Annotated in this window: 15 protein-coding genes and 1 riboswitch; of the genes, 11 read left to right on the top strand and 4 right to left on the bottom strand. The window is 41.5% G+C overall.

Features of this window, described 5'->3' with window-relative positions; all coding sequences use genetic code 11:
• Positions 1–330 precede the first annotated feature (330 nt).
• From ACHSBP_RS00775 to ACHSBP_RS00760, 4 genes are all read left to right on the top strand, one after another.
• A complete protein-coding gene (locus ACHSBP_RS00775; protein ID WP_336436635.1) occupies positions 331–2,526 on the top strand; it encodes a TonB-dependent receptor in 2,196 nt (731 codons plus the stop codon).
• Positions 2,527–3,349: 823 nt separating this feature from the next.
• Positions 3,350–5,206 carry a S8 family peptidase gene (locus tag ACHSBP_RS00770; protein ID WP_395387944.1) on the top strand — a complete coding sequence of 619 codons (1,857 nt, stop codon included), beginning with the start codon at positions 3,350–3,352 and terminating at the stop codon, positions 5,204–5,206.
• Between the two features lie 190 nt (positions 5,207–5,396).
• Positions 5,397–5,636 (top strand): hypothetical protein, encoded by a 240-nt coding sequence (locus ACHSBP_RS00765; RefSeq protein WP_395387943.1) that lies wholly within the window; start codon positions 5,397–5,399, stop codon positions 5,634–5,636.
• A gap of 97 nt (positions 5,637–5,733) precedes the next feature.
• Positions 5,734–6,528, top strand: coding sequence for a substrate-binding periplasmic protein (locus ACHSBP_RS00760; RefSeq protein ID WP_395387942.1), 795 nt, complete (start codon positions 5,734–5,736; stop codon positions 6,526–6,528).
• Between the two features lie 65 nt (positions 6,529–6,593).
• On the opposite strand, the gene ACHSBP_RS00755 is transcribed toward ACHSBP_RS00760, so the two are convergent.
• Positions 6,594–7,721 (bottom strand): MBL fold metallo-hydrolase, encoded by a 1,128-nt coding sequence (locus tag ACHSBP_RS00755; RefSeq protein WP_395387941.1) that lies wholly within the window; start codon positions 7,719–7,721, stop codon positions 6,594–6,596.
• Positions 7,722–7,844: 123 nt separating this feature from the next.
• On the opposite strand from ACHSBP_RS00755, the gene ACHSBP_RS00750 reads away from it, so the two are divergent.
• Both ACHSBP_RS00750 and ACHSBP_RS00745 read left to right on the top strand, forming a co-directional pair.
• The gene (locus ACHSBP_RS00750) at positions 7,845–8,441 is read left to right on the top strand and encodes a TetR/AcrR family transcriptional regulator (protein WP_395387940.1); all 597 of its coding nucleotides are present in this window, start codon (positions 7,845–7,847) and stop codon (positions 8,439–8,441) included.
• 132 nt (positions 8,442–8,573) lie between these two features.
• Positions 8,574–8,879 carry a hypothetical protein gene (locus ACHSBP_RS00745; protein WP_394224619.1) on the top strand — a complete coding sequence of 102 codons (306 nt, stop codon included), beginning with the start codon at positions 8,574–8,576 and terminating at the stop codon, positions 8,877–8,879.
• 165 nt (positions 8,880–9,044) lie between these two features.
• Here ACHSBP_RS00745 and ACHSBP_RS00740 read toward each other — a convergent pair whose 3' ends face one another.
• Entirely contained in the window at positions 9,045–10,535 is a 1,491-nt protein-coding gene (locus tag ACHSBP_RS00740) for a dipeptidase (protein ID WP_395387939.1), read from the bottom strand.
• A 78-nt stretch (positions 10,536–10,613) separates the two neighbouring features.
• A complete protein-coding gene (locus ACHSBP_RS00735; protein WP_010559552.1) occupies positions 10,614–11,333 on the bottom strand; it encodes a lipoate--protein ligase A in 720 nt (239 codons plus the stop codon).
• A gap of 132 nt (positions 11,334–11,465) precedes the next feature.
• Positions 11,466–11,656: riboswitch (cobalamin riboswitch) on the top strand.
• 183 nt (positions 11,657–11,839) lie between these two features.
• On the opposite strand from ACHSBP_RS00735, the gene ACHSBP_RS00730 reads away from it, so the two are divergent.
• The 4 genes from ACHSBP_RS00730 (at position 11,840) to astB (ending at position 16,084) form a co-directional block, all read left to right on the top strand.
• Positions 11,840–12,466, top strand: a complete 627-nt coding sequence (locus tag ACHSBP_RS00730; protein ID WP_395387938.1) for a hypothetical protein — start codon at positions 11,840–11,842, stop codon at positions 12,464–12,466.
• Complete coding sequence (locus ACHSBP_RS00725) at positions 12,456–13,823, top strand: cobyrinate a,c-diamide synthase (protein WP_395387937.1); 1,368 nt, start codon at positions 12,456–12,458, stop codon at positions 13,821–13,823. Before ACHSBP_RS00730 ends, ACHSBP_RS00725 begins: the two co-directional genes overlap by 11 nt.
• Positions 13,816–14,634 (top strand): cobalamin-binding protein, encoded by an 819-nt coding sequence (locus ACHSBP_RS00720; RefSeq protein ID WP_395387936.1) that lies wholly within the window; start codon positions 13,816–13,818, stop codon positions 14,632–14,634. Before ACHSBP_RS00725 ends, ACHSBP_RS00720 begins: the two co-directional genes overlap by 8 nt.
• Positions 14,635–14,746: 112 nt before the next feature.
• Positions 14,747–16,084 carry an N-succinylarginine dihydrolase gene (gene astB / locus ACHSBP_RS00715; RefSeq protein ID WP_395387935.1) on the top strand — a complete coding sequence of 446 codons (1,338 nt, stop codon included), beginning with the start codon at positions 14,747–14,749 and terminating at the stop codon, positions 16,082–16,084.
• Between the two features lie 68 nt (positions 16,085–16,152).
• On the opposite strand, the gene ppc is transcribed toward astB, so the two are convergent.
• Positions 16,153–18,714 (bottom strand): phosphoenolpyruvate carboxylase, encoded by a 2,562-nt coding sequence (ppc, locus tag ACHSBP_RS00710; RefSeq protein WP_395387934.1) that lies wholly within the window; start codon positions 18,712–18,714, stop codon positions 16,153–16,155.
• A 162-nt stretch (positions 18,715–18,876) separates the two neighbouring features.
• On the opposite strand from ppc, the gene ACHSBP_RS00705 reads away from it, so the two are divergent.
• Positions 18,877–19,812: a LysR substrate-binding domain-containing protein gene (locus ACHSBP_RS00705; protein ID WP_395387933.1), complete on the top strand. Its 936-nt coding sequence runs from the start codon at positions 18,877–18,879 to the stop codon at positions 19,810–19,812.
• Positions 19,813–20,041 lie beyond the last annotated feature (229 nt).

Genomic DNA, 20,041 nt, shown 5'->3' with positions numbered 1-20,041 from the left:
CGCCATTTACTACACAAAAAAGCATCCGTTTTATAGATAACCCATCCTATTGGCGATAAATAATCACGAAATTTATTTAACTTTTGCGATATTTTTATGAAATAAATGCTAATATTGCTTTTTGTGTATTAATCGTTTGGTAACGCAGCTGTTAACTGTTTGATTTACCAAGATTACATATTAATTCGATATTGCAAAATAATGATGTGGTTAAAATACAACCGCTTGTTGTTGCGCAAAATTGAAGCGAAACGATTATAAATTACCGAATAACTGTCGTGCTAATCCATTATTAGCAATTACTCGGTATGAGCAAAAAGGCGCTACTTAATGACAACATCCAATTCTTTCTTGCGTTTTAGCAAGTTAAATTCAATCACCCTTTCTTTGATTGCAGCTTCAAGCTTTGCCACTGTGGCGAATGAAGCAAACGAAACGCAAACAGCTAAAAAAGATATCGAAGCGATTACGGTAACAGCTACCAAGCGCTCGCAGGTTATTTATGAAGTGCCTATCGCGATGAGTGCGTTTAGTGGCGATAAACTAGCTGAACAAGGTATTTCTGAAATTACTGATGTAGGTAAATTTGTTCCTAACCTAAATATCACTGGTTTTTCAGCAGGTCATAACTCATCGGCTAACCCGTTTATTCGCGGTATTGGTTTGCAAGATCACCTGATCACAACGGATCCTGGTGTAAGTGTTTATGTAGATGGTGTTTATTTAGGTCGCCAAGTAGGTCAAAACTGGAACCTAGCAAACATTGAACGTATTGAGGTATTACGCGGCCCGCAGGGTACGCTTTATGGTCGTAACTCAATTGGCGGTGCGATTAATATCATTACCAAACAAGCAAACAGCGAGTCGGTTACTAAACTTTCGGCTGAAGTGGGTACGCGCGAACGTGTTAAAGGTGATGTATTTATTAACCGTGGTCTTACTGACAACTTAGCTTTTAACTTTAACGCAGGCTACAACCAACGCGGTGGCTTAGGTGAGTTTATTAATTTACCAGAAGCAAAATACGATGTCGGTGAAAACCGCGAGTTCCACGGACGTGTATCGGTTAAGTACGATGCAACCGATGATTTAAGCTTTGTGGTAACAGCTGATGCAAATGATGCAGAAGGCGGCCTTCGCCCGTACACGACATTAATTGATGAAATGCCAAATGGCGCATATTACACAGGCATGCGTTTTGGCAGCCCAACACCAACGGGTCCATTACGTAACTCTGATGTAGCAGCAGACCCATACGACAATGCAACAGGCTCGATTGAAGTAACAGAAGTAACCAATAAAGCAAACGGCGTGTCGCTTACCACTAATTACGACATTTCAAACGACCTTGGTGCGAAATTTATTTTAAGCAAACGCTCGTCTGAATATAAAGCGGGCCTTGATGATGACAGTACAATTTATGCACTTGATCATTACCCAGAGCGCGGGGAAGCTGACCAAACATCTGTTGAGCTACAGCTAAATGGTTATTTAGGTCAGTTTGATTTTGTATCGGGCCTATATTGGTTTGAAGAAGAAGGAAGCAACCGTCAAGGTGCTGATTCACGCTTCAATGGCGGTGCAAACTTACTTGAGCTAGACCAAACAACAACAAGTAAAGCGGTATTTGTGAATGTTGGCTACGACATGACAGACGATTTACGTGTATCGGGCGGTTTGCGCTATACCCAAGATGAAAAAGAAGCAACGGCAAACGTAGGTATTGGTCCAACGTATGCGGAAGATGATTGGAGCCAAGTAAGCTACGATTTATCGGCTAATTACACCCTTGAAAATGGCTTAAACGTGTACGGTAGCATTCAAAGTGGTTACCAAGGTGGTCAGTTCCCAGCGCGTCCTTACTGTTTATTCGGTGATGCAAGCTGTTTTGTTGCGACTGACAATATTACTGCGGTTAACTACGAAGTGGGTTTAAAAGGTCAAGTTACAAGCAACTTTAGCATGAGTGTTGCGTTATTTAACACTAACTACGATGACTTACCTTACCAAGTTAGCACGACTTCGGAAGGTGGTTTTGATACGCGAAACTTAGTGGTTTCACAAACGTCACGCGGTATCGAGTGGGAAGGTACCGCTTATATCACTGATAACTTTAGCGTACACACTAGCTTAGGTTATATGGATGTTGACGTAGATGAGCAAGACGGTGTGAAACCTGTTGCACCTCTTACTCCTGATTTAACGGCGTCAATTAGCCCAAGCTATGAGTTTGCGCTGTCTGATGGGTCAATTATCAATACACGTATTGATTACTCTTACCGCAGCGACATGTATGGTGAGCCGAGCTCAGATCCAAATCGTTTAACTGAAGTTGAAGCGCGTAGCCTAGTTAACTTTACCGTGGGTTACTCTCCGGCAAATGCAAACTGGCGCGTTGACCTATATGGTCGTAACATCTTTGACGAACGTTACGATGATGCACGTTTAAATACTGGCGATTACGTATTAGTAATTAAGAGCAATGACGCAAGCGAATTTGGTGTACGTTACTCAATGACATTCTAATTATTACGTGATTAACCTTTTGGTTAGAAATATTGGTTGTGCTTACGCTGTAACGCAAACTCGGTAACGGCGCATTGCGAAAAGTATTTCTAACCCAAACCTGAGGTTACGTAAAATGTAAAAATAAAAGGCGCTTAGGCGCCTTTTTTGTGTGTTGATGTATCAATAAATTCAGTTAACCACATCATTTAGCTACGCTGTTTAGAGCAGCCGCTTTCGCTTTTATTACAAGCAAAAACAACAGGCATGGATCAGCCAAAATTAACAAGAACTACAGTTACGTACTTTTTGTGATTTGAATAATGCGTGAGTGAATATAAGGGGTTATAAACTAAAGTTCATGTTTACTTGCTTGAATACATAAACACGCATATGAAATGATTATTTAGCTGATTTACATTTTGTTTACATTCGGGTGTTAATTGATTTGCAAAAAATGGGCGCTGCATATCGCAATATAAATGTGGTTTTCAACTTGATCAGCAATGCAAGGCAAAATCGAGGTTTTTAGTTAACCTTACTGAATCGTAAATTTATAAAGCAAAAGGTATTGTTTTTTAAGTTTTTTCACTCATTCTTTTTTATTATTTTGTTTTATCGGTTACAAACTTTTACAAAGCATAAACTATTTAGAAATAATTACCATTTAGATTTTTGTATCTAATATTTGTGATCAGTAATCTTATTTAAGTATAAATAATTCATCATTCAACACCCTTTTATCGGTACAAATGTTAACAAAATGAAAATGAAACTTTGATGTGTTTATTTTTTGAGCTAGGTTTTTTAGCAGTACTTAACCCCAAAGCAACAAGGAAACGTCATGTTTAAATATTCAAAAACAATGTTACTCATAGCAACGGTGTGTTCTGCTAATTTTGCCCATGCAAATAGCGATAAGTTGATTCAAGTAAATGCCAGTAAACAAGTACCAAACAAGTATGTTGTAGTATTTAACTCAGTACCAAAAAGTCTAGCGAGTGGCGGTATCGCTGAACAAGCTAAAGAAAATGTCGACAAAATTCGTGGTAAATATGGCGTTAATGCCAATAAATTGTTTGGTAATACCCTAAACGGCGCACAGTATACGCTGTCGAAAGGTCAGCTAAAACAGTTATTAAAAGAAGATCTTGTTCAATTTATCGAGCCTGAGCAAATCATCTCGGTTGACCCAATCGTATCTAGCAATGCAAACCAATCAAATGCGATTTGGGGTTTAGATCGCATTGATCAGCGTGATTTACCATTGGATAGCAACTATTCATACAACTTTGATGGTTCTGGTGTGACTGCTTACGTAATTGATACTGGTGTTCGTAATACTCACAACGAGTTTGGTAACCGTGCAAGCAGTGGTTGGGACTTTGTAGATAATGACTCGGATGCATCTGACTGTAATGGTCATGGTACGCACGTAGCTGGCACCATTGGTGGTCAAAACTATGGTGTTGCAAAGAACGTTAACATTGTCGGTGTTCGCGTATTAGGCTGTAACGGTTCTGGCAGTACGTCGGGCGTTATTGATGGTATTAACTGGGTGAAAAACAACGCTAGCGGCCCGTCGGTTGCGAACATGAGTTTAGGTGGCGGGGCATCATCGGCAATTGACCAAGCGGTTGAGGCGGCGGTGGCTTCGGGCGTAAGCTTTGTGGTTGCAGCGGGTAATGATAACAGCAATGCCTGTAACTATTCTCCTGCACGTGCAACAACGGCGATTACTGTTGGCTCGACTACGTCAAGTGATAGTCGTTCAAGTTTCTCAAACTATGGCACATGCTTAGATATTTATGCGCCGGGTTCGAGTATCAAATCAGCGTGGTATAACTCAGACTCATCTGAAAATACTATCAGTGGTACATCAATGGCATCACCGCATGTTGCGGGTGTGGTGGCACTTTATCTTGATGAAGACAATAGCTTAACGCCAGCGCAAATCGACAGTAAACTCTCAGCTGGTGCTAGCAAAAACAAAGTATCGGATGCTAAATCGGGTTCACCTAACGAGCTGTTATATGCACTTGAAGGCACAGTCGACCCAGAGCCGCCGGTTGTAACAGAATTGATTAAAGATCAAGCCGTATCGGCTGCAGGTGCTGCGGGCAGTGAAACCAGCTATTTTGTTGACGTGCCAGCGGGGCAATCGAGTTTATCTATTTCACTTTCAGGTGGTCAGGGTGATGCAGATCTCTATGTGAAACAAGGCTCAGCTGCCACTACAGGTAATTATGATTGTCGCCCATATAAAAACGGCAATAACGAAAGTTGTGAGTTTAACACCCCAGCGGCTGGCAAATATTACGTGATGCTTCAAGGTTACTCTGCATATTCAGGCGCAAGTTTAGTCGCTACGTATAGTGCTGATGGTGGTTGTACGGATTGCCTAGATAACGGCGTACCGATGGCAAACTTATCGGGCGATGCCAACAGTCAAGTATTCTTCAAAATTGAAGTACCAGCAAACCAAACACTTACGGTAACCACAGCGGATGGTAGCGGCGACGTAGATCTGTACGTGAAAAAAGGTGCTCAACCAACGACAACCGATTATGAATGTCGTCCTTATCGCTGGGGCAATAATGAGTCATGTAGTTTAAGCAGTGGTGCAACGGGTGGAACTTACCACATCTTACTTAACGCTTACTCTGCGTACGCAGGCGTTACGCTAACAGCAAGTTATTAAACATTAAGTTCTCTGAAGTTAAGCCAGCGTATTCGCTGGCTTTTTTATGAGCTGACGTTTCAGATGAAGACACTGTAATTGGTTTGTGTTTATCGGAGTATGTGAAATAAATAGTTGTTTATATTGTAATTAGCCTTATACCTTGCCAGTATAATTCTTTTCAAATTAACACGTTACTGTATGGATGCAGATGCTACCGCTTATTAAAAACGCAAAAGCGCCAACACTTGGCTGGGTGATTATCATGATGTTGCTCTTTCTCATTCCCACTATTTTATATATTGAAAGCGGCGCTATTCCTGCGGGGCGAAGCGGTGAGGCAATTTTACGAGAAGAGTCTCCGGTATCATTTTGGTTCCATATAATTGGTGCGAATACGATTTGGCTATTTATGCTTTATCTTTATATAAAAGCACGTAAAAAATCGTAGATTTAAATCATCTCAACTTGCCAATAAAGGCGATTAGGGTTACCGTTTTGTACCTGTTTTGGTTTTTATGGTTCAGGCGTGTTAGCTTGATAAAAATGTGACCACTTCTTTAAAACTGATAGCGTGTATATTGAGTGCCATGTGCTTGTTGGCTATGCCATGCCAAGCAAAAATGGTGAGCATTGCTATCGGCGAATATCCGCCTTATTCAAGTCGTGCCAAAGGCGAGTTTAATTTCGTACCTGCGGTTATTCGCGCCGCATTTCAAACACAAGGTTATCGCGTAAAATTTAGTTATTTCCCGTGGGGACGCAGTTTTGTAGAAGTGCAAAAAGGTCATTTCGATGTCGCTGCCTATTGGTTTTGTACCGAGGAAAAACAACAAGAATTTTATTGCAGTGAAGCACTTTACACCGAAACGACCTACCTTTTTTACAATACCAAAAAGCCGCTGGTGGATTGGCAAAACATTGATGATTTGGCAGGCAAGTTAATTGGCGTTACAACTGGCTATAGCTATACCAATGAATTATTAGCCGCCGGAAAAGAATCAAAGCTCACACTCGATTGGGCGAATACCGATAAACAAAATTTAGCGCGATTAATAAAAGGTCGGATTGATGCTTTTCCAATGTCGCTTATTCCCGCTAACTACATGTTGAAAAGAGAGTTTTCTAAACGTCAACGTAAGCGACTAGCCTATCGCAAAAAACCGCTGCGCAGCGACACCACCCATTTACTGTTTAAAAAAGATCGCGAAGCGTCATCCGAGTATCTAAACGCATTTAATAAAGGCTTGGCTGAAATAAAACGAAATGGGGTTTTTGATAAGTTAGTCAGTCAATTGCCGTCAAACAGCAAACAATCAACTGACAAACAGGGTATGAATTAAACGCTATTTATTGCTGTTTGTTATTTAAGCGCGCATTGCGCCCTTAAATAATAAAACATCACAGTTTAGTTCGTTGCAACGAGAGTTGTTGGCTTGGTAGATGGCATATAATCTTGCCACCATGCATGTGTATTTGCCGCTTGTCCGAGCTGTTGAATTTCACCCACTATTGGCGTGTTTAAACTAACAGCATGCTGTGTTGCTTGGGTTAAGATCCGCTCTAGTGGTTCGTACCATGCGTGGAACGCTAAGTCGAATGTGCCATTATGGATTGGCGTCATTATTTTGCCGTTTAAATCAAGGTGCGCTTGCAGACTTTGCTCTGGTGTCATGTGCACATCTGGCCAATCTTTATCGTAGGCTCCGGTTTCAATAAAGGTCATATCAAATGGGCCATAGCGCTCGCCAATGTCTTTAAAGCCAGAGAAATAACCGGAGTCACCGCTAAAATATAAGGTTTTAGCGTTAGCCGAAATTACCCAAGAACCCCATAAGCTTTTGTTGCCATCATTCAGTGCTCTGCCTGAAAAATGCTTAGTGGGTGTGAAGGCAATAAAACCGTGTGTCGTTGCTAACTCTTGCCACCAATCAAACTCTTTTACTTTTGTTGGGCTGATCCCCCATTTTGCTAAATCACCCGCAACACCCATCGGCACTAAAAATTGTTTAGTTTTATCTGCAAGCAGCTTCACACTGTGTTTATCGAGATGATCGTAATGATTATGGGAAATTAGCACCTTATCGATAGGAGGAAGCGCTTCTATCGAAATTGGTGTTGGGTGAAAACGTTTTGGCCCCATAAATGTAAAGGGTGATGCGCGCTCTGCAAATACAGGGTCGAGTAGCCAAAATTCACCATATACTTTAAGCAAAATAGATGAGTGACCAAGTTTTACAATATGGATCTCGTTATTGTCAAGTAATTCAAGCTGTTCGCGCGAAACGGAGTTCATCGGTAGTGACTGCTCTGGTATTGCATTGGGCTTTTTCTCCGTAAAGTAACGAACGAAAATACCGGCAACTTTGCGCAAACTATTTGGCGCCATGGTGTCGGCGTTATAGAACTTACCGTTTTTGTATAGGCTTTGATTGGGCGCTTTTTTCGTGCCCTCAGTTGCTAAGTTATTGTTCACAGTGCAGGCTCCAATAAATAAAATAATGAGTAAAAGGCTTAACCACTTAATCGTTTTCATCGAGTTTCTCTAAAAATGTAAACTACACGGTGTAGTTTTTCATTAAATGATAAAAAAGTAAACTGTGTAGTGCAGTATTTTTTAATTAAGTTTAAAATGAGCGAGACTGTTAATGAGAAAACTATGAAATTATCTGAGCAAAAACGCGTTCATATTCTGGATGCTGCAGAGCAGCTGTTTTTTGAAAATGGGGTAGCGAATACCAGTATGGATGAAGTGGCTAAAACGGCTGCGGTATCTAAACGTACTGTGTACAACCATTTTGAAACAAAAGATGCGCTTTTTTACGCCATTATTGAACGCATGATGGAGCAACTTAATGATATTAAAACAGTTATATTTGATGAAAATAAGTCGCTCAAAGAACAGCTTTTAACTATCGCAGAGCATGAAGTTTCGTTGTTTCGTTCCGACAATTTTTTACGTGTTGCTAAAATCGCTTTTTTGCAAATGTTGCAAGTGCCCGAATTTGCTAAACAACTGAGCGCCAATTCAATTGGCTGTATGACGTATTTAGAACAGTTTTTAACTGATGCAGTGTCAGCACATAAAATGCAGGTTGATGACAACGAACTCGCGGCGAAGCAGTTTGTTTATCAGCTGAAATCTCATATCTTTTATCCACGCTTATACGGTTTCGATGTGCCCAGTGAACAACAAGAAGCCTATTTAATTGAACAAACCGTCGAACTGTTTTTAGCGCGTTATGGTTCTTTCTAGACAATATTTATGCGATTTTTTAGCTAAATAAACCTTTTATTAATGCTGATATCAAAAAAAGATAAATAGACGCTAATCCAATTTCAATTCTGTTGCATATAATCGTTAGTAGTTAATTAAGAGAAGTCATACGTGTCATTAGGTCGCCCTCGCAAGGAAAAAGCACATCCGCAACAGCAGCAATACTTAAAATCAGTGATCGCCGCGCTGCAAGCTGAGCCCGAAAAACTCAATATCATTAAGCAGAATATTGCGCATTATCAAAGCCAAGCATATTTAAAACGCGGTTTTTTGCGTGCACTGGAGCGAATGGAATGGCTTTTTGAAGCAAACCTAACCATTGATGAGTTTTGCCAACAAATAATGGCAGATGATTACATTGGTAACCGCATAAGGCGTTACCCATTAATCTTTAAAGGGGTATTAGATAAGGCGTAAATACGAATAGTATTTGGGCATCAAGGTTATCCCCAGAAATGGTGTGTAAGTCTGTTTAAAAGTGCTACTTTTTAAATGCAATCAAGGTACTAAGGAACGTCATACTTTTGTCACAAAGCATAACGTTTCCTCATTATAAATTATGGTTGTTCTAAATTTGGCCGTTTACATATTGCCAAGTTTTACCATCATGGCGGTATACATTTTTAAGTTAAGCGCCATTTGCTCTGGTGTTAAATACTCGTGCTCAGAATGACCTGTGTATTTTTTGCCTGGCATAGATGGACCAAACGACACAGCGTTATCAAATAGCTTAGCATTAGTGCCTCCACCAATCGAAACAAAGCTTGCATCTTCATCGCCAGTAAAATGCTTAAAGATATCTAAAAGCGCTTCAGCGTGCGGTGCATCATCAAGCAGCATTGGCGTGCCAATATGAATTTCCACATTGTTTAAAGTCACATTGTTGTTAGCTTGCCAATTGTTAAGCGCGGTATCAATTTGTGATTTTAATAGCGCCTCTGTTTTGCCAACTGGGCGACGTAAATTAACCGATAATCTAAGCCCCTCTTCGCTGCGTTTTAGCAGTGTTGGTGCGACAGTCATTGGCCCCATAAAATCGTGACGGTAGGCAATATCACCAAATTTCGCGCCGTATAAATCAAGGCCGATAAGTTGATTAATAAATTCAATGGCCTGACCATCGCTGTTATTTTCTAAATCAATACCTTTGAATACTTCTGCCAAGTGAGCGATGGCATTGTGTCCTGCTTCTGGCTCAGATGAGTGCGCTGATTCCCCTTTAACACTAACAAGCACGCTATCGCCTTTTGTCGTAAGTGTTACTTGCACATCTTTCAGTGCATTTATGTTTTGCTTAAGTATGTTAAGCGCTTGCGCATCCGCATTATGCAGCACCACACTGGCATCTTCAGGTATTTGGCTTACAAATGCACCGCCTTTTAATTCGCTAACATAAACACCGGTTTGTGGTGATGAACCTGTAAATGTCGGGGCAATTAAGCTCCAGCCTTTTTCGGCAACCACCACTGGGTAAGATGCATCAATAGTTATTGCATACTTTGGCTGCTGGTAGGTTTTCATAAAGCGCTTTAGTGGTTCCCAGTCTGATTCTTCAGCAAGGTACACCATCAGTTCAATACGATTGTTTAGCGTAACATTATTATCTTTTAGCGCTTTCATGGCATAAAGTGCTGTTGAAATTGCGCCTTTGTCGTCTTCGGTACCACGGCCAATTAATTTACCTGGCTCTGAGGTGCTATCAAGTACAAATGGACTTTGCTGCCATTTTGTTGGGTCTGCCGGTTGCACATCGCCATGGGTCACTATGGTTACTTTGTCTTGTTGCTCACCCATGCCAATTAATGCGGTGTGCCCAAAATCTTGATAATCAAAACCAAGCTCCGCCGCTTTAATTTTTAATAGCGATTTAAAGCCAATAAAGTCCGGATTTTGCGGTGTATCGATGTCTTTGTTATTAACGGTTGGAAACGACACCATATTGGCTAACGTATGTATTTGCGCATTTTGGTATTCTGCTACGGCGTATTTTGCCAACTCATCGGTTGATGGGCTAACAGATGCAAACGCATGGCTTGCCAGTAACGCGGCGCATGGAAGAAGAGCGAATTTCAAGGGAGCACTCCAAGGTAATTAAAGGTGAAATAAGTCCCAAGTGTAACACCACTGAACACTAAAAAAAGGGTTTTACGGTCAGCTCGATTTATGTTTTTGATGATTTATAAAACTGGTAAATATGCGCTGAAATAATTCGTCGATGTCGGGTCGCTCTTGGGTGTGTTCAAACAAGCTGGTATGCACATCGGCTATTGCACGGTCATCTTGCTGATGATGTTCGTAACATAAATTTACAGGTGCAACTAAGGTTGGCATATTTGCATTTACTAAAATGCAGGCCTGCGCCAACACAATTTTACCACCGCCTTTTTTTAGTAATACACGCTGGGCTGTGCCGACGATTTTCTTACTTTTAATATTAAGATTGTAATCACCATCGCAATAGCTGCCGGGGGTGGTGTGGGTTTCAACCTTAATATTAAACTGCTCAAAAAAAGAAGATAAAATAGCGCAAAAGTCTTTGTATGCGTTTGGAATCGAGTAGGGAATATGTTCTTCTAACACATACATATAAGATACATTAATTACCCCTTCACATTGTGGCACAGGGGCGCCACCAGTTTTGCGGGCGTGTAGTTGCCAACCGGTTTTCTTTAGCTTTGATTCGAGCGCTTCAGTTTTTTGCCATTTATTACCTGACGGTAAAACCAAAGTTGGCTTATCGCTTTGCCAAAGTAACAGTGCTTGGTTTAAATTGCCGTTTTGAAGTTGGCTAATTAATTCATTTTCTTTTTCAAAAACTGCTTCAACTGAGATTTGCTTGAAACGAAGTACTTTGGCTTTTACTTTTGACATTACTAATTAAAAATTAACTTTTTGCTTAGCATACCGCAGTTTGTAATTTTTGGCAGTGCCTCGTTATATCAACAAACAAAAAGTTTTAATAAGAATAATGTCTTAGCTTGATTTAACAATGCTAGCTGACATATATTTGCGTTGTAATTAGGTGACTATTGTTTTTTTATAAACAATGTTTAAACGGGAATCCAGTTAAAATCTGGAGCTGCCCCCGCAACGGTAACTGTGAGCGACAACCACCACTGTCTGGTTATGATGGGAAGGTGCTGTCAAAGCGATGATCAGGAGCCCGGAGACCGGCCTAGTTCACTCGAGTACTGCGGTGGGCGGTGAGCAACGAGAACACAATCGCTTTTATATCAATTACAGTAATGTGTGGTCGCGAACATGGATCATCTAATTACCTGAATGATATTGTTATTCCTTGCTGTAACAAGCAAAGGCGTGTGCCTTGTATCTTGTCATTTCCCGTCGCATTAGTTCTAGTATGCGGAAACATTATAATGACAGATCGTTCAAGTTTATTTACCCCAATTAAAGTACAGCAATTCTCGTTGCTGATTTATGCGTTGTTAGCGCTATTGATGATAGCCACCCGCCCGTATCATTTTGCGTCTGCGCTCCATTTGCCAAGTGCCAGTACAGCAATTTTCTTTATTTTAGGTTTGCTGGCATCTAAGCACCGTACTTTTGCCGTATTTGTGGTACTAAGTGTGTCGATTGATTTAACCAGCAGCTATTATCGCGGTGATTTTGGCGATTGTATTACGCGTTCATACCCATTTTTATTTGTTGGCTACTATGTGCTGTGGTGGGCGGGTCATAAAAGTTTGCAACTAAAGCTTGATGAAACAAAGTTTGCGGTTGCAGCAAAAACGGCAATGGCACTGGTTAACTTATGGCTTGCAAGCTCAATTGCATTTTTAACCTCAAACGCGAGCTATTATTGGCTATCAGGTAAATTTAGCGATATGTCGTTAAGTATTTACTCAGAGCGTGTAGCACAGTATTACGCGCCATATGTTACTAGCCCATTTGGCTACGTGGCGATTGCGTTGGCATTGTACCTTGCCTGTTATTACTTAAAACCACACACCAGCATTTTAAAAACAACCCATCATGGCCGTTAATTCTCCGGTATTTTGCCCTGCACTTGTAATTAGTGCGCCAAATTCGGGGGCGGGCAAAACCACAGTAACCGCCGCTATGGCACGCTATTTTACCAATATGGGCAAAACGGTTCAGGTATTTAAAACTGGGCCCGATTTTATTGATCCCATGATTTTAGAAGCGGCATCAAACCGTCCTGTATATCAATTGGATCTGTGGATGGTGGGTGAAAGTGAATGTCAGCGCATGCTTTACCAAGCAGCTATCGTTGCAGATCTTATTTTGATTGAAGGCGTAATGGGGCTGTTTGATGGCACACCAAATACTGCCGATTTAAGCGACCTATTTGGTATTCCGATTTTGGCGGTGATTGATGGCTCAGCCATGGCACAAAGTTTTGGTGCCTTGGTTCATGGCTTAGTAAATTACCAACCAAGCCTTAATTTTTACGGTGTGATAGCCAATAAGATCGCAGGTAAAGGACATGGCGAAATGGTTTTGCAATCCATAAACGAAAAGGCATTAACGCAAGACTATTTTTTACGAAATTCCCATATTAGTTTGCCTGAGCGCCACCTTGGTATTATGCAAGCAGGTGAGTTACAAAATATCGACGTGTATTTAGAACAAGCCGCACAGCAATTTGCTAACTCACACTTTAATCAACTACCCAAAGATGTGGTGTTTTGGCCCTCAAAAGAGGGAGATGATGCAAAGCAATACGCAGATTTTAAACGTGCTAAACCACTTAAAGGGCAACGTATTTTGGTTGCCAAAGACAATGCATTTTCGTTTTTGTATCGTGCCAATTTGGCTATGTTGGCAGATTTTGGCGCAGAGCTAAGCTACATTTCGCCATTACAGGATAAAACCTTGCCAGAGGGAGATGCGCTCTATATTCCAGGTGGGTACCCTGAGCTTTATGCGCAGCAATTAAGCCAAAATAATGCGTTTAAACAAGCCGTAAAACAGTTTGCTAAAAGCAATAAACCGGTCTTAGCGGAGTGTGGCGGTATGCTCTACTTATTGGATGAATTAATAAGTGAAAACACACACTTCACTATGTGTGGCGTGTTAAACGGCAAAGCCACAATGAATAAAACTCTCTCTAGCATTGGTCAACAATATGTCGATTTAAGTGCTGTTTATCCAAATATTGCTGCACCTTGTGAAGTGCGAGGGCACAGCTTTCATTATTCTAGCGCCGAAATTAACCTTACCGCTTTAGCGTATTCACAGTTTTACCCGCGTCACACGCAAGCTGAGGCAATTTATGCATGTGACAAAATACTCGCATCTTATATGCATTGGTATTTTCCTAGCAATATGGCGTTTTTTGTTACGTTTTTTAATGGAGAAGTAACACGGGATGAGTAATTTCAAAACAGCAAAATGGCCTGAGCGCATAATTTGTTTAACGGAAGAAACCACAGAAGCACTTTATTTAATGGGCGAGCAACACCGTATTGTTGGCATCTCTGCTTATACTGTGCGCCCCGAAAGAGCCAAACGTGAAAAGCCTAAAGTCTCGGCGTTTGTTAGCGCTCGCATTGATAAAATTATGTCGTTAGAGCCCGATCTAGTATTGGCGTTTTCTGATCTTCAAGCTGATATTGTGCGTGATTTAATAAAGCAAGGCGTCAATGTGCACTGTTTTAATCACCGCAGTATTCAAGAGGTGTTGCAAATGATCCGAACGCTGTCGGCATTGATTGGCGAGCCACAAAAAGGCGAAAAACTAGTTAACCAATTGGTGGATAATCTAAACACGATTAAAGCAAGTGCAGCTCAGCTTACAGTAAAACCTAATGTGTATTTTGAAGAGTGGTTTGATCCACTTATTACTGGCATTACTTGGGTCAGTGAATTGGTAGAAATCGCCGGTGGCATTGATTGTTACAATGAATTTGCCAGTGAAAGCCTTGCCAAAAATCGCATTATTAAAGACCCATGCGACGTAATCGAAAAAGCGCCAGATATTATTTTTGCAGCCTGGTGTGGTCGCCCTTTTGTGCCTGAGAAAATGTTATCGCGCGACGGCTGGCAAACCATTCCAGCAGTGATAAACAAGCATGTTTATGAAATTAATTCGAGCGATATTCTACAGCCAGGTCCGGCCGCGTTAACGGATGGCATAAATCAAATTCATCGTATTATTAAAAACTGGAGCACACAGCACTCAACTTAATTTTTAGTATCTGGCATGTATTTAGCAACTTAGCTTTGTATTCACGTTTTTTCGGTTTTAAACACGAAAAACGCCTAATAAAAGTGCAACCTTGCACTAAAAGGATGCAAAGATGACAGTGTACGAAGTAAATTTTGATGGGTTGGTTGGTCCAACCCATAACTACAGCGGCTTATCGTTTGGTAACGTCGCATCTAAAAATCACGCAAAGCAAATCGCCAATCCGAAAAAAGCGGCGCTACAAGGCCTTGAAAAAATGCTGGCGATGACAAGGCTTGGCTTTAAGCAGGGTATTTTACCGCCTCAGGTTCGCCCAGATACTTACACATTACGAAAATTAGGTTTTTCAGGTAGCGATAAAGACGTAATTATAAAAGCAGCCAAACACGCGCCGCAGTTTTTAAAAGCCTGTTATTCGGCGTCTTCAATGTGGTCGGCAAATGCGGCAACAGTATCGAACAGTTTGGATTGTGACGATGGCAAAGTGCACTTCACTCCCGCCAATTTAAGTAACAAACTACACCGCGCCATAGAAGCTGAGCAAACAAGCCGTACCTTTAAAGCCATTTTTAATAATGCACAGTATTTTACCCATCATGAGCCACTACCACATCATCCATTATTGGGAGATGAAGGAGCGGCAAATCACACTCGCTTATCCAATTCACATAACGAAAAAGGGTTATCGCTCTTTGTTTATGGTGAAGATGCGTTATCAGCTATCAAACCAAAGATTTACCCTGCAAGGCAAACCTTAGCTGCTAGCGAGGCCGTTGCTCGCGCACATGGTTTGAGCGAAGCAAATTGCTTATTTGTGCAGCAAAATCCCAATGTGATCGATCAAGGGGTATTTCATAATGATGTAATTGCAATTGGTAACGAAAATGTGCTGCTTTACCATGAAATGGCATTTTATCAATCCGCACGTGCGGTTGATGCTATAAACACAAAATACCAAGGTGATAAGCTACTGCATTTAATTGAAGTCAGTAGCGATTATGTGAGTGTTGAAGATGCAGTTTCAAGCTACATTTTTAACAGCCAGTTAATTACATTACCAAACGGCACTATGGCCATTGTTGCCCCCAATGAATGCCAAAATAACGATAAAGTGGCGACCTATCTTGCGACCCTTTGCGAGGCAAATAATCCTATTTCTAAGGTGATTTATTTTGACTTGCAACAAAGTATGAAAAACGGTGGTGGCCCAGCGTGTTTGCGCCTTCGCGTGCCTCTAAATGAGTTGGAATTAAGCGCCGTTGCCCCAGAATGTTTAATGGATGAAGCGAAATACTTTACCCTAACAGCATGGGTTGAAAAGCATTATCGAGATGCGATTTCAGAAGATGATTTAGCCGACCCAAGCTTACTTGTAGAAAGCCAAACAGCCCTTGACGAACTAAGCCAAATTTTAAAGCTAGGTTCAATTTACCCATTTCAAATGGACTGAACGTGAGAAGACACAAAAAGGCGAGGGTAACCTCGCCTTTTTTTTGCACTAAATAGTTAGTATCGACATTATCCTGTATTTCGCATACCGGTCGCAATACCTGCCATGGTGACCATAAGCACTTGCTCGCTTTCAGGGTGCTCAGGCTTATTGCGTAAGCGTTTTAACGCCTCAATTTGTAACAAGTGCAGAGGCACTAAGTAAGGCTGACGTAACCTAAATGAGCTTAAGTTCCAAGGATCACTCTCAAGTGTGTGAGCTTGGTTGAGTAACGTCAGTACAGCTTGTTCATCTTGTTGTAATTGGGTTCGCAGTTGTTCCCCTAAATCTTGTAGCTCAGGTTCAACAAGGGCTGCATCATACAGTGCTGATAGCTCTGGATCGGACTTTAAATACACCATTTCAGTCAATGAAATACGGGCTTTAAAGTACGGCCAGTTTTCTAGCATTTCGTTCATCAGCGCGGCATTTTCTTGATAAAACGCTTTAATCGCCTGGCCTAGGCCTAACCAACTTGGTAAGACTAAACGGTTTTGGCTCCACGCAAATATCCATGGAATAGCACGCAGCGATTCAATACCACCATCTGAGCGGCGCTTGCTTGGGCGCGAGCCAAGTGGCAACGATGATAACTCCTGCTCTGGCGTTGCTTGGCGGAAATAGCGCACAAAATTTGGTTCTTCGCGAATATAACTGCGGTAAATCTCACAACTAAGCGATGCCATGTTGTTCATAAGCTCTCGCCATGACGCCGGTGGCACAGGTTGTGGGTGAATTAAGCTTTCTAAAATCGCACTGGCATACAGGTGTAAACTGCGTACAGCAAGGTTTGGCAAACCAAACTTATAGCGAATAGTTTCACCTTGCTCGGTGACACGTAAGCCACCATCGAGTGTGCCCGGCGGCTGTGATGCAATTGCATCGTGCGCAGGGCCGCCCCCACGACCAATGGTACCACCACGGCCATGGAATAATTTTAGCTCGACCTCAAATTGTTTAAATACTTGCACCAGTGCTTCTTGCGCTTGGTATTGCGCCCATGTGGCCGCTAACACGCCTGCATCTTTTGCCGAATCACTGTAGCCAATCATTACATATTGCTGCTTTTTACAGCGCGTTAAATATTGCTCTATGTTTAGCAAGTCGCCCATCACTTTTGGCGCGTTGTTTAAATCATCCAATGTTTCAAAGAGCGGTGCAATGGGCATATCCCAATTAAAACTTGTAGCTTTCATTAACAGGTTTACCGCCAGTACATCGCTCACTTTGCTCGCCATTGAGATAATATAAATACCCAGCACTTCACGCGGTTGCTTTGCTACCATGGCAAAGGTGTCGAGTACTTCTTGGGTGTTTTCACTCCAAGTGACATTCGGTAATAACGGGCGTGGGTTATTTATTTCGCCGAGTAAGAACTCAACACGGCGTGTTTCATCCCAAGTATTGTAGTCGCCTAAATTGAGCGCGCTAACAATTTCGCCAATGGCTTCATCGTGGCGTTCACTGTGCTGGCGAATGTCCATTTTTACCAGTGAAATACCGAAACATTGCACCTTGCGAATTAAGTCGAGCACTTGTGAATTAGCAACGCGGGTAAGACCGACTGCTAATAAGCTATTGCGGCATGCTTTTAATGGTGTAAGTAAATCTTCTGAAGATGAAATTGCACCTTTAGTTTTGCCATCACGTAGCAGTGTAATTGATTCTTTAAGTTCGCTAATTAACTGTGTGATCACCGCACGATACGGGCCAATATTATTAATATCGGCTTCAATTAAATCATCGGTTGCTTTGTGCATCGATAATTCTAAATAAAGAGATTCAAAGTCAGTTAAGTAGAGCTCTGCGGCAATTAATCGCGCTTGTAAAATGGCTTGTTTACTGAGTTTGGCTGTAACAAAGGGGTTGCCGTCTCTATCGCCTGCCATCCAGCTGGCCATGGTAATAGGCACTATATCTTCAGCCAGCGGCTCCCCAATCAGGGTTTGTGAAAGCTCATCTAATTCGCGTACAAATTGTGGTACCGCATGCCATAAACTATCGGTAATGGCATGTAAGCCCCAGCGTGATTCGTCAAGTGGTGTGGGGCGCTGCTGCCTAATTTCATTGGTATGCCATGCTTGTTCAATGATTTCTTGCACGCGTTCGCTCAGTGGCGCTTCACCTTTACTGAGTTCATCGGCCACTTCGTTGTATTTATGAATAAAGGTGCGGCGGTTAACTTCTGTTGGGTGCGCAGTTAGCACCAACTCAATATGTAGTTTTTTAAGCGCTTGTTTAAACGCGTTTGCATCAATACCGGTTAATTTTTTCGACAGTGAATCAAGCGGGTGCGGCAAATCAAGCTCTGCTAAGCCTTGCTCACTGGTGGTGTGTTGTTGCTCTGCCACATTAGCGAGGTTTAAAAACTGGCTAAATGCACGAGCATGAATTAATAAATCTTGCTCGCTAGTATTTGCAAAAATTGTTTGTAGGTCTTCAACCGCATGGTTTTCACCTGCCACAATGCGCTTGCCTAAAAGGCGTACCTCTTCAATTTTATCAACCCAACCATCGCCTTTGTCTTCGGCAATTGTTTGGCCAAGTACTTCACCTAACGCACGCACATTATTTGATATGGTTTCTAACATAACTTCCTCATTCCCCAATACAAAGCATCACCACCTGCGTTGTTGTTTTGAGATGCAGGTTGTATTTTATGTATTTATAAGACAAAAATTAGTCTATGCGCGCAGTTAAATAAACGCTAATATATATTTTTATAAATATGTATAAATAAAAATCTATACCTTATGCGGCTACCCTCAGTTAGGCAGTTACAGCTTTTAAAAGCGCTCGAGCAACACAAAAGTATTTCTTTGGTGGCGCAGCAGTTACATGTATCGCAGCCCTCGGTATCGATTCAGTTAAAGCAATTAAGCGAAACGGTGGATATGCCGGTGTATCGCCAGTATGGCAAAACCATTGTGCTTACCGATGCAGGAAAAGCGCTACTAACATGCGCCAATGAGGTATTTACTAGCTTTCATAATTTGTCGGTATCGATTGATGAGCTTAAAAGCGTGACATCGGGCTCGCTTAATTTATGTGTAGTTTCAACTGCTAAGTATTTCTTGCCATTGATTTTAGGGGCGTTTTGTAAAAAACACCCAAAAGTCGATATCAATTTAAAAATAGGTAACCGCCAAGAAGTAAAAGAGCGCATAGAAGCCAACGAAGATGATTTTTACTTTTTTAGTCAGTGCCCTGAGCGCCCCGAAATTATTAAAACACCGTTACTCGATAACGAACTGGTGGTAATTGCTCCGGCAAGGCATGAATTGCATTTACAACAAGAAGTCAGCCTAAACCGTTTATCGCATTACCCATTTATAATGCGTGAAAAAGGTTCGGGTACGCGTAATTTAATTGAGCAATTTTGCAAAGAGCAACAATTAACCTTGAATGAAAAAATGACCATCGAAAGTAACGAAGCGATAAAATACGCTGTTGCCTCAGGTTTAGGCTTATCTATTTTAAGCCGTCATGCGCTCGATTATGGCGAAGTGCCGGGATTGGTAAAATTAGATGTAAAAGGGTTTCCTATTCGTAGTACGTGGTTTTTAGCTAAACGCCAAGACAGAAAGCAAAGTTTGCTTGCTAGTGCGTTTGAAGCCTTTATGAAAGAGCAAGGTGTGGCCATTTTAGAGCGCTCGCAAGTGAGTGCTAAAAGTGCATTATCAAGCTAGAGTTTTAGTCGTTTTTTCTGCTACTATCCGGCTCAGAATAAATAATTAGAATTAATGGATTTGAGGCAGTAGGTGTCTGAATTTTATAAGGAAAATAGTAATCCTTTTAGTGGATTAAGCACGGCGCAAAGTAAGCAGTTACATACTTGGTATCTTAACGAGATAAATACTCAATTAACAACGCTGCTAAAAGGTAGCCAGTCAGGCCAAATTTTAGAAAAAAAATTAA

It is taken from the genome of Pseudoalteromonas sp. XMcav1-K, assembly GCF_044005875.1.
GTDB classification, from domain to species: domain Bacteria; phylum Pseudomonadota; class Gammaproteobacteria; order Enterobacterales; family Alteromonadaceae; genus Pseudoalteromonas; species Pseudoalteromonas spongiae.
This window is presented reverse-complemented; position numbering and strand designations above follow the sequence as displayed.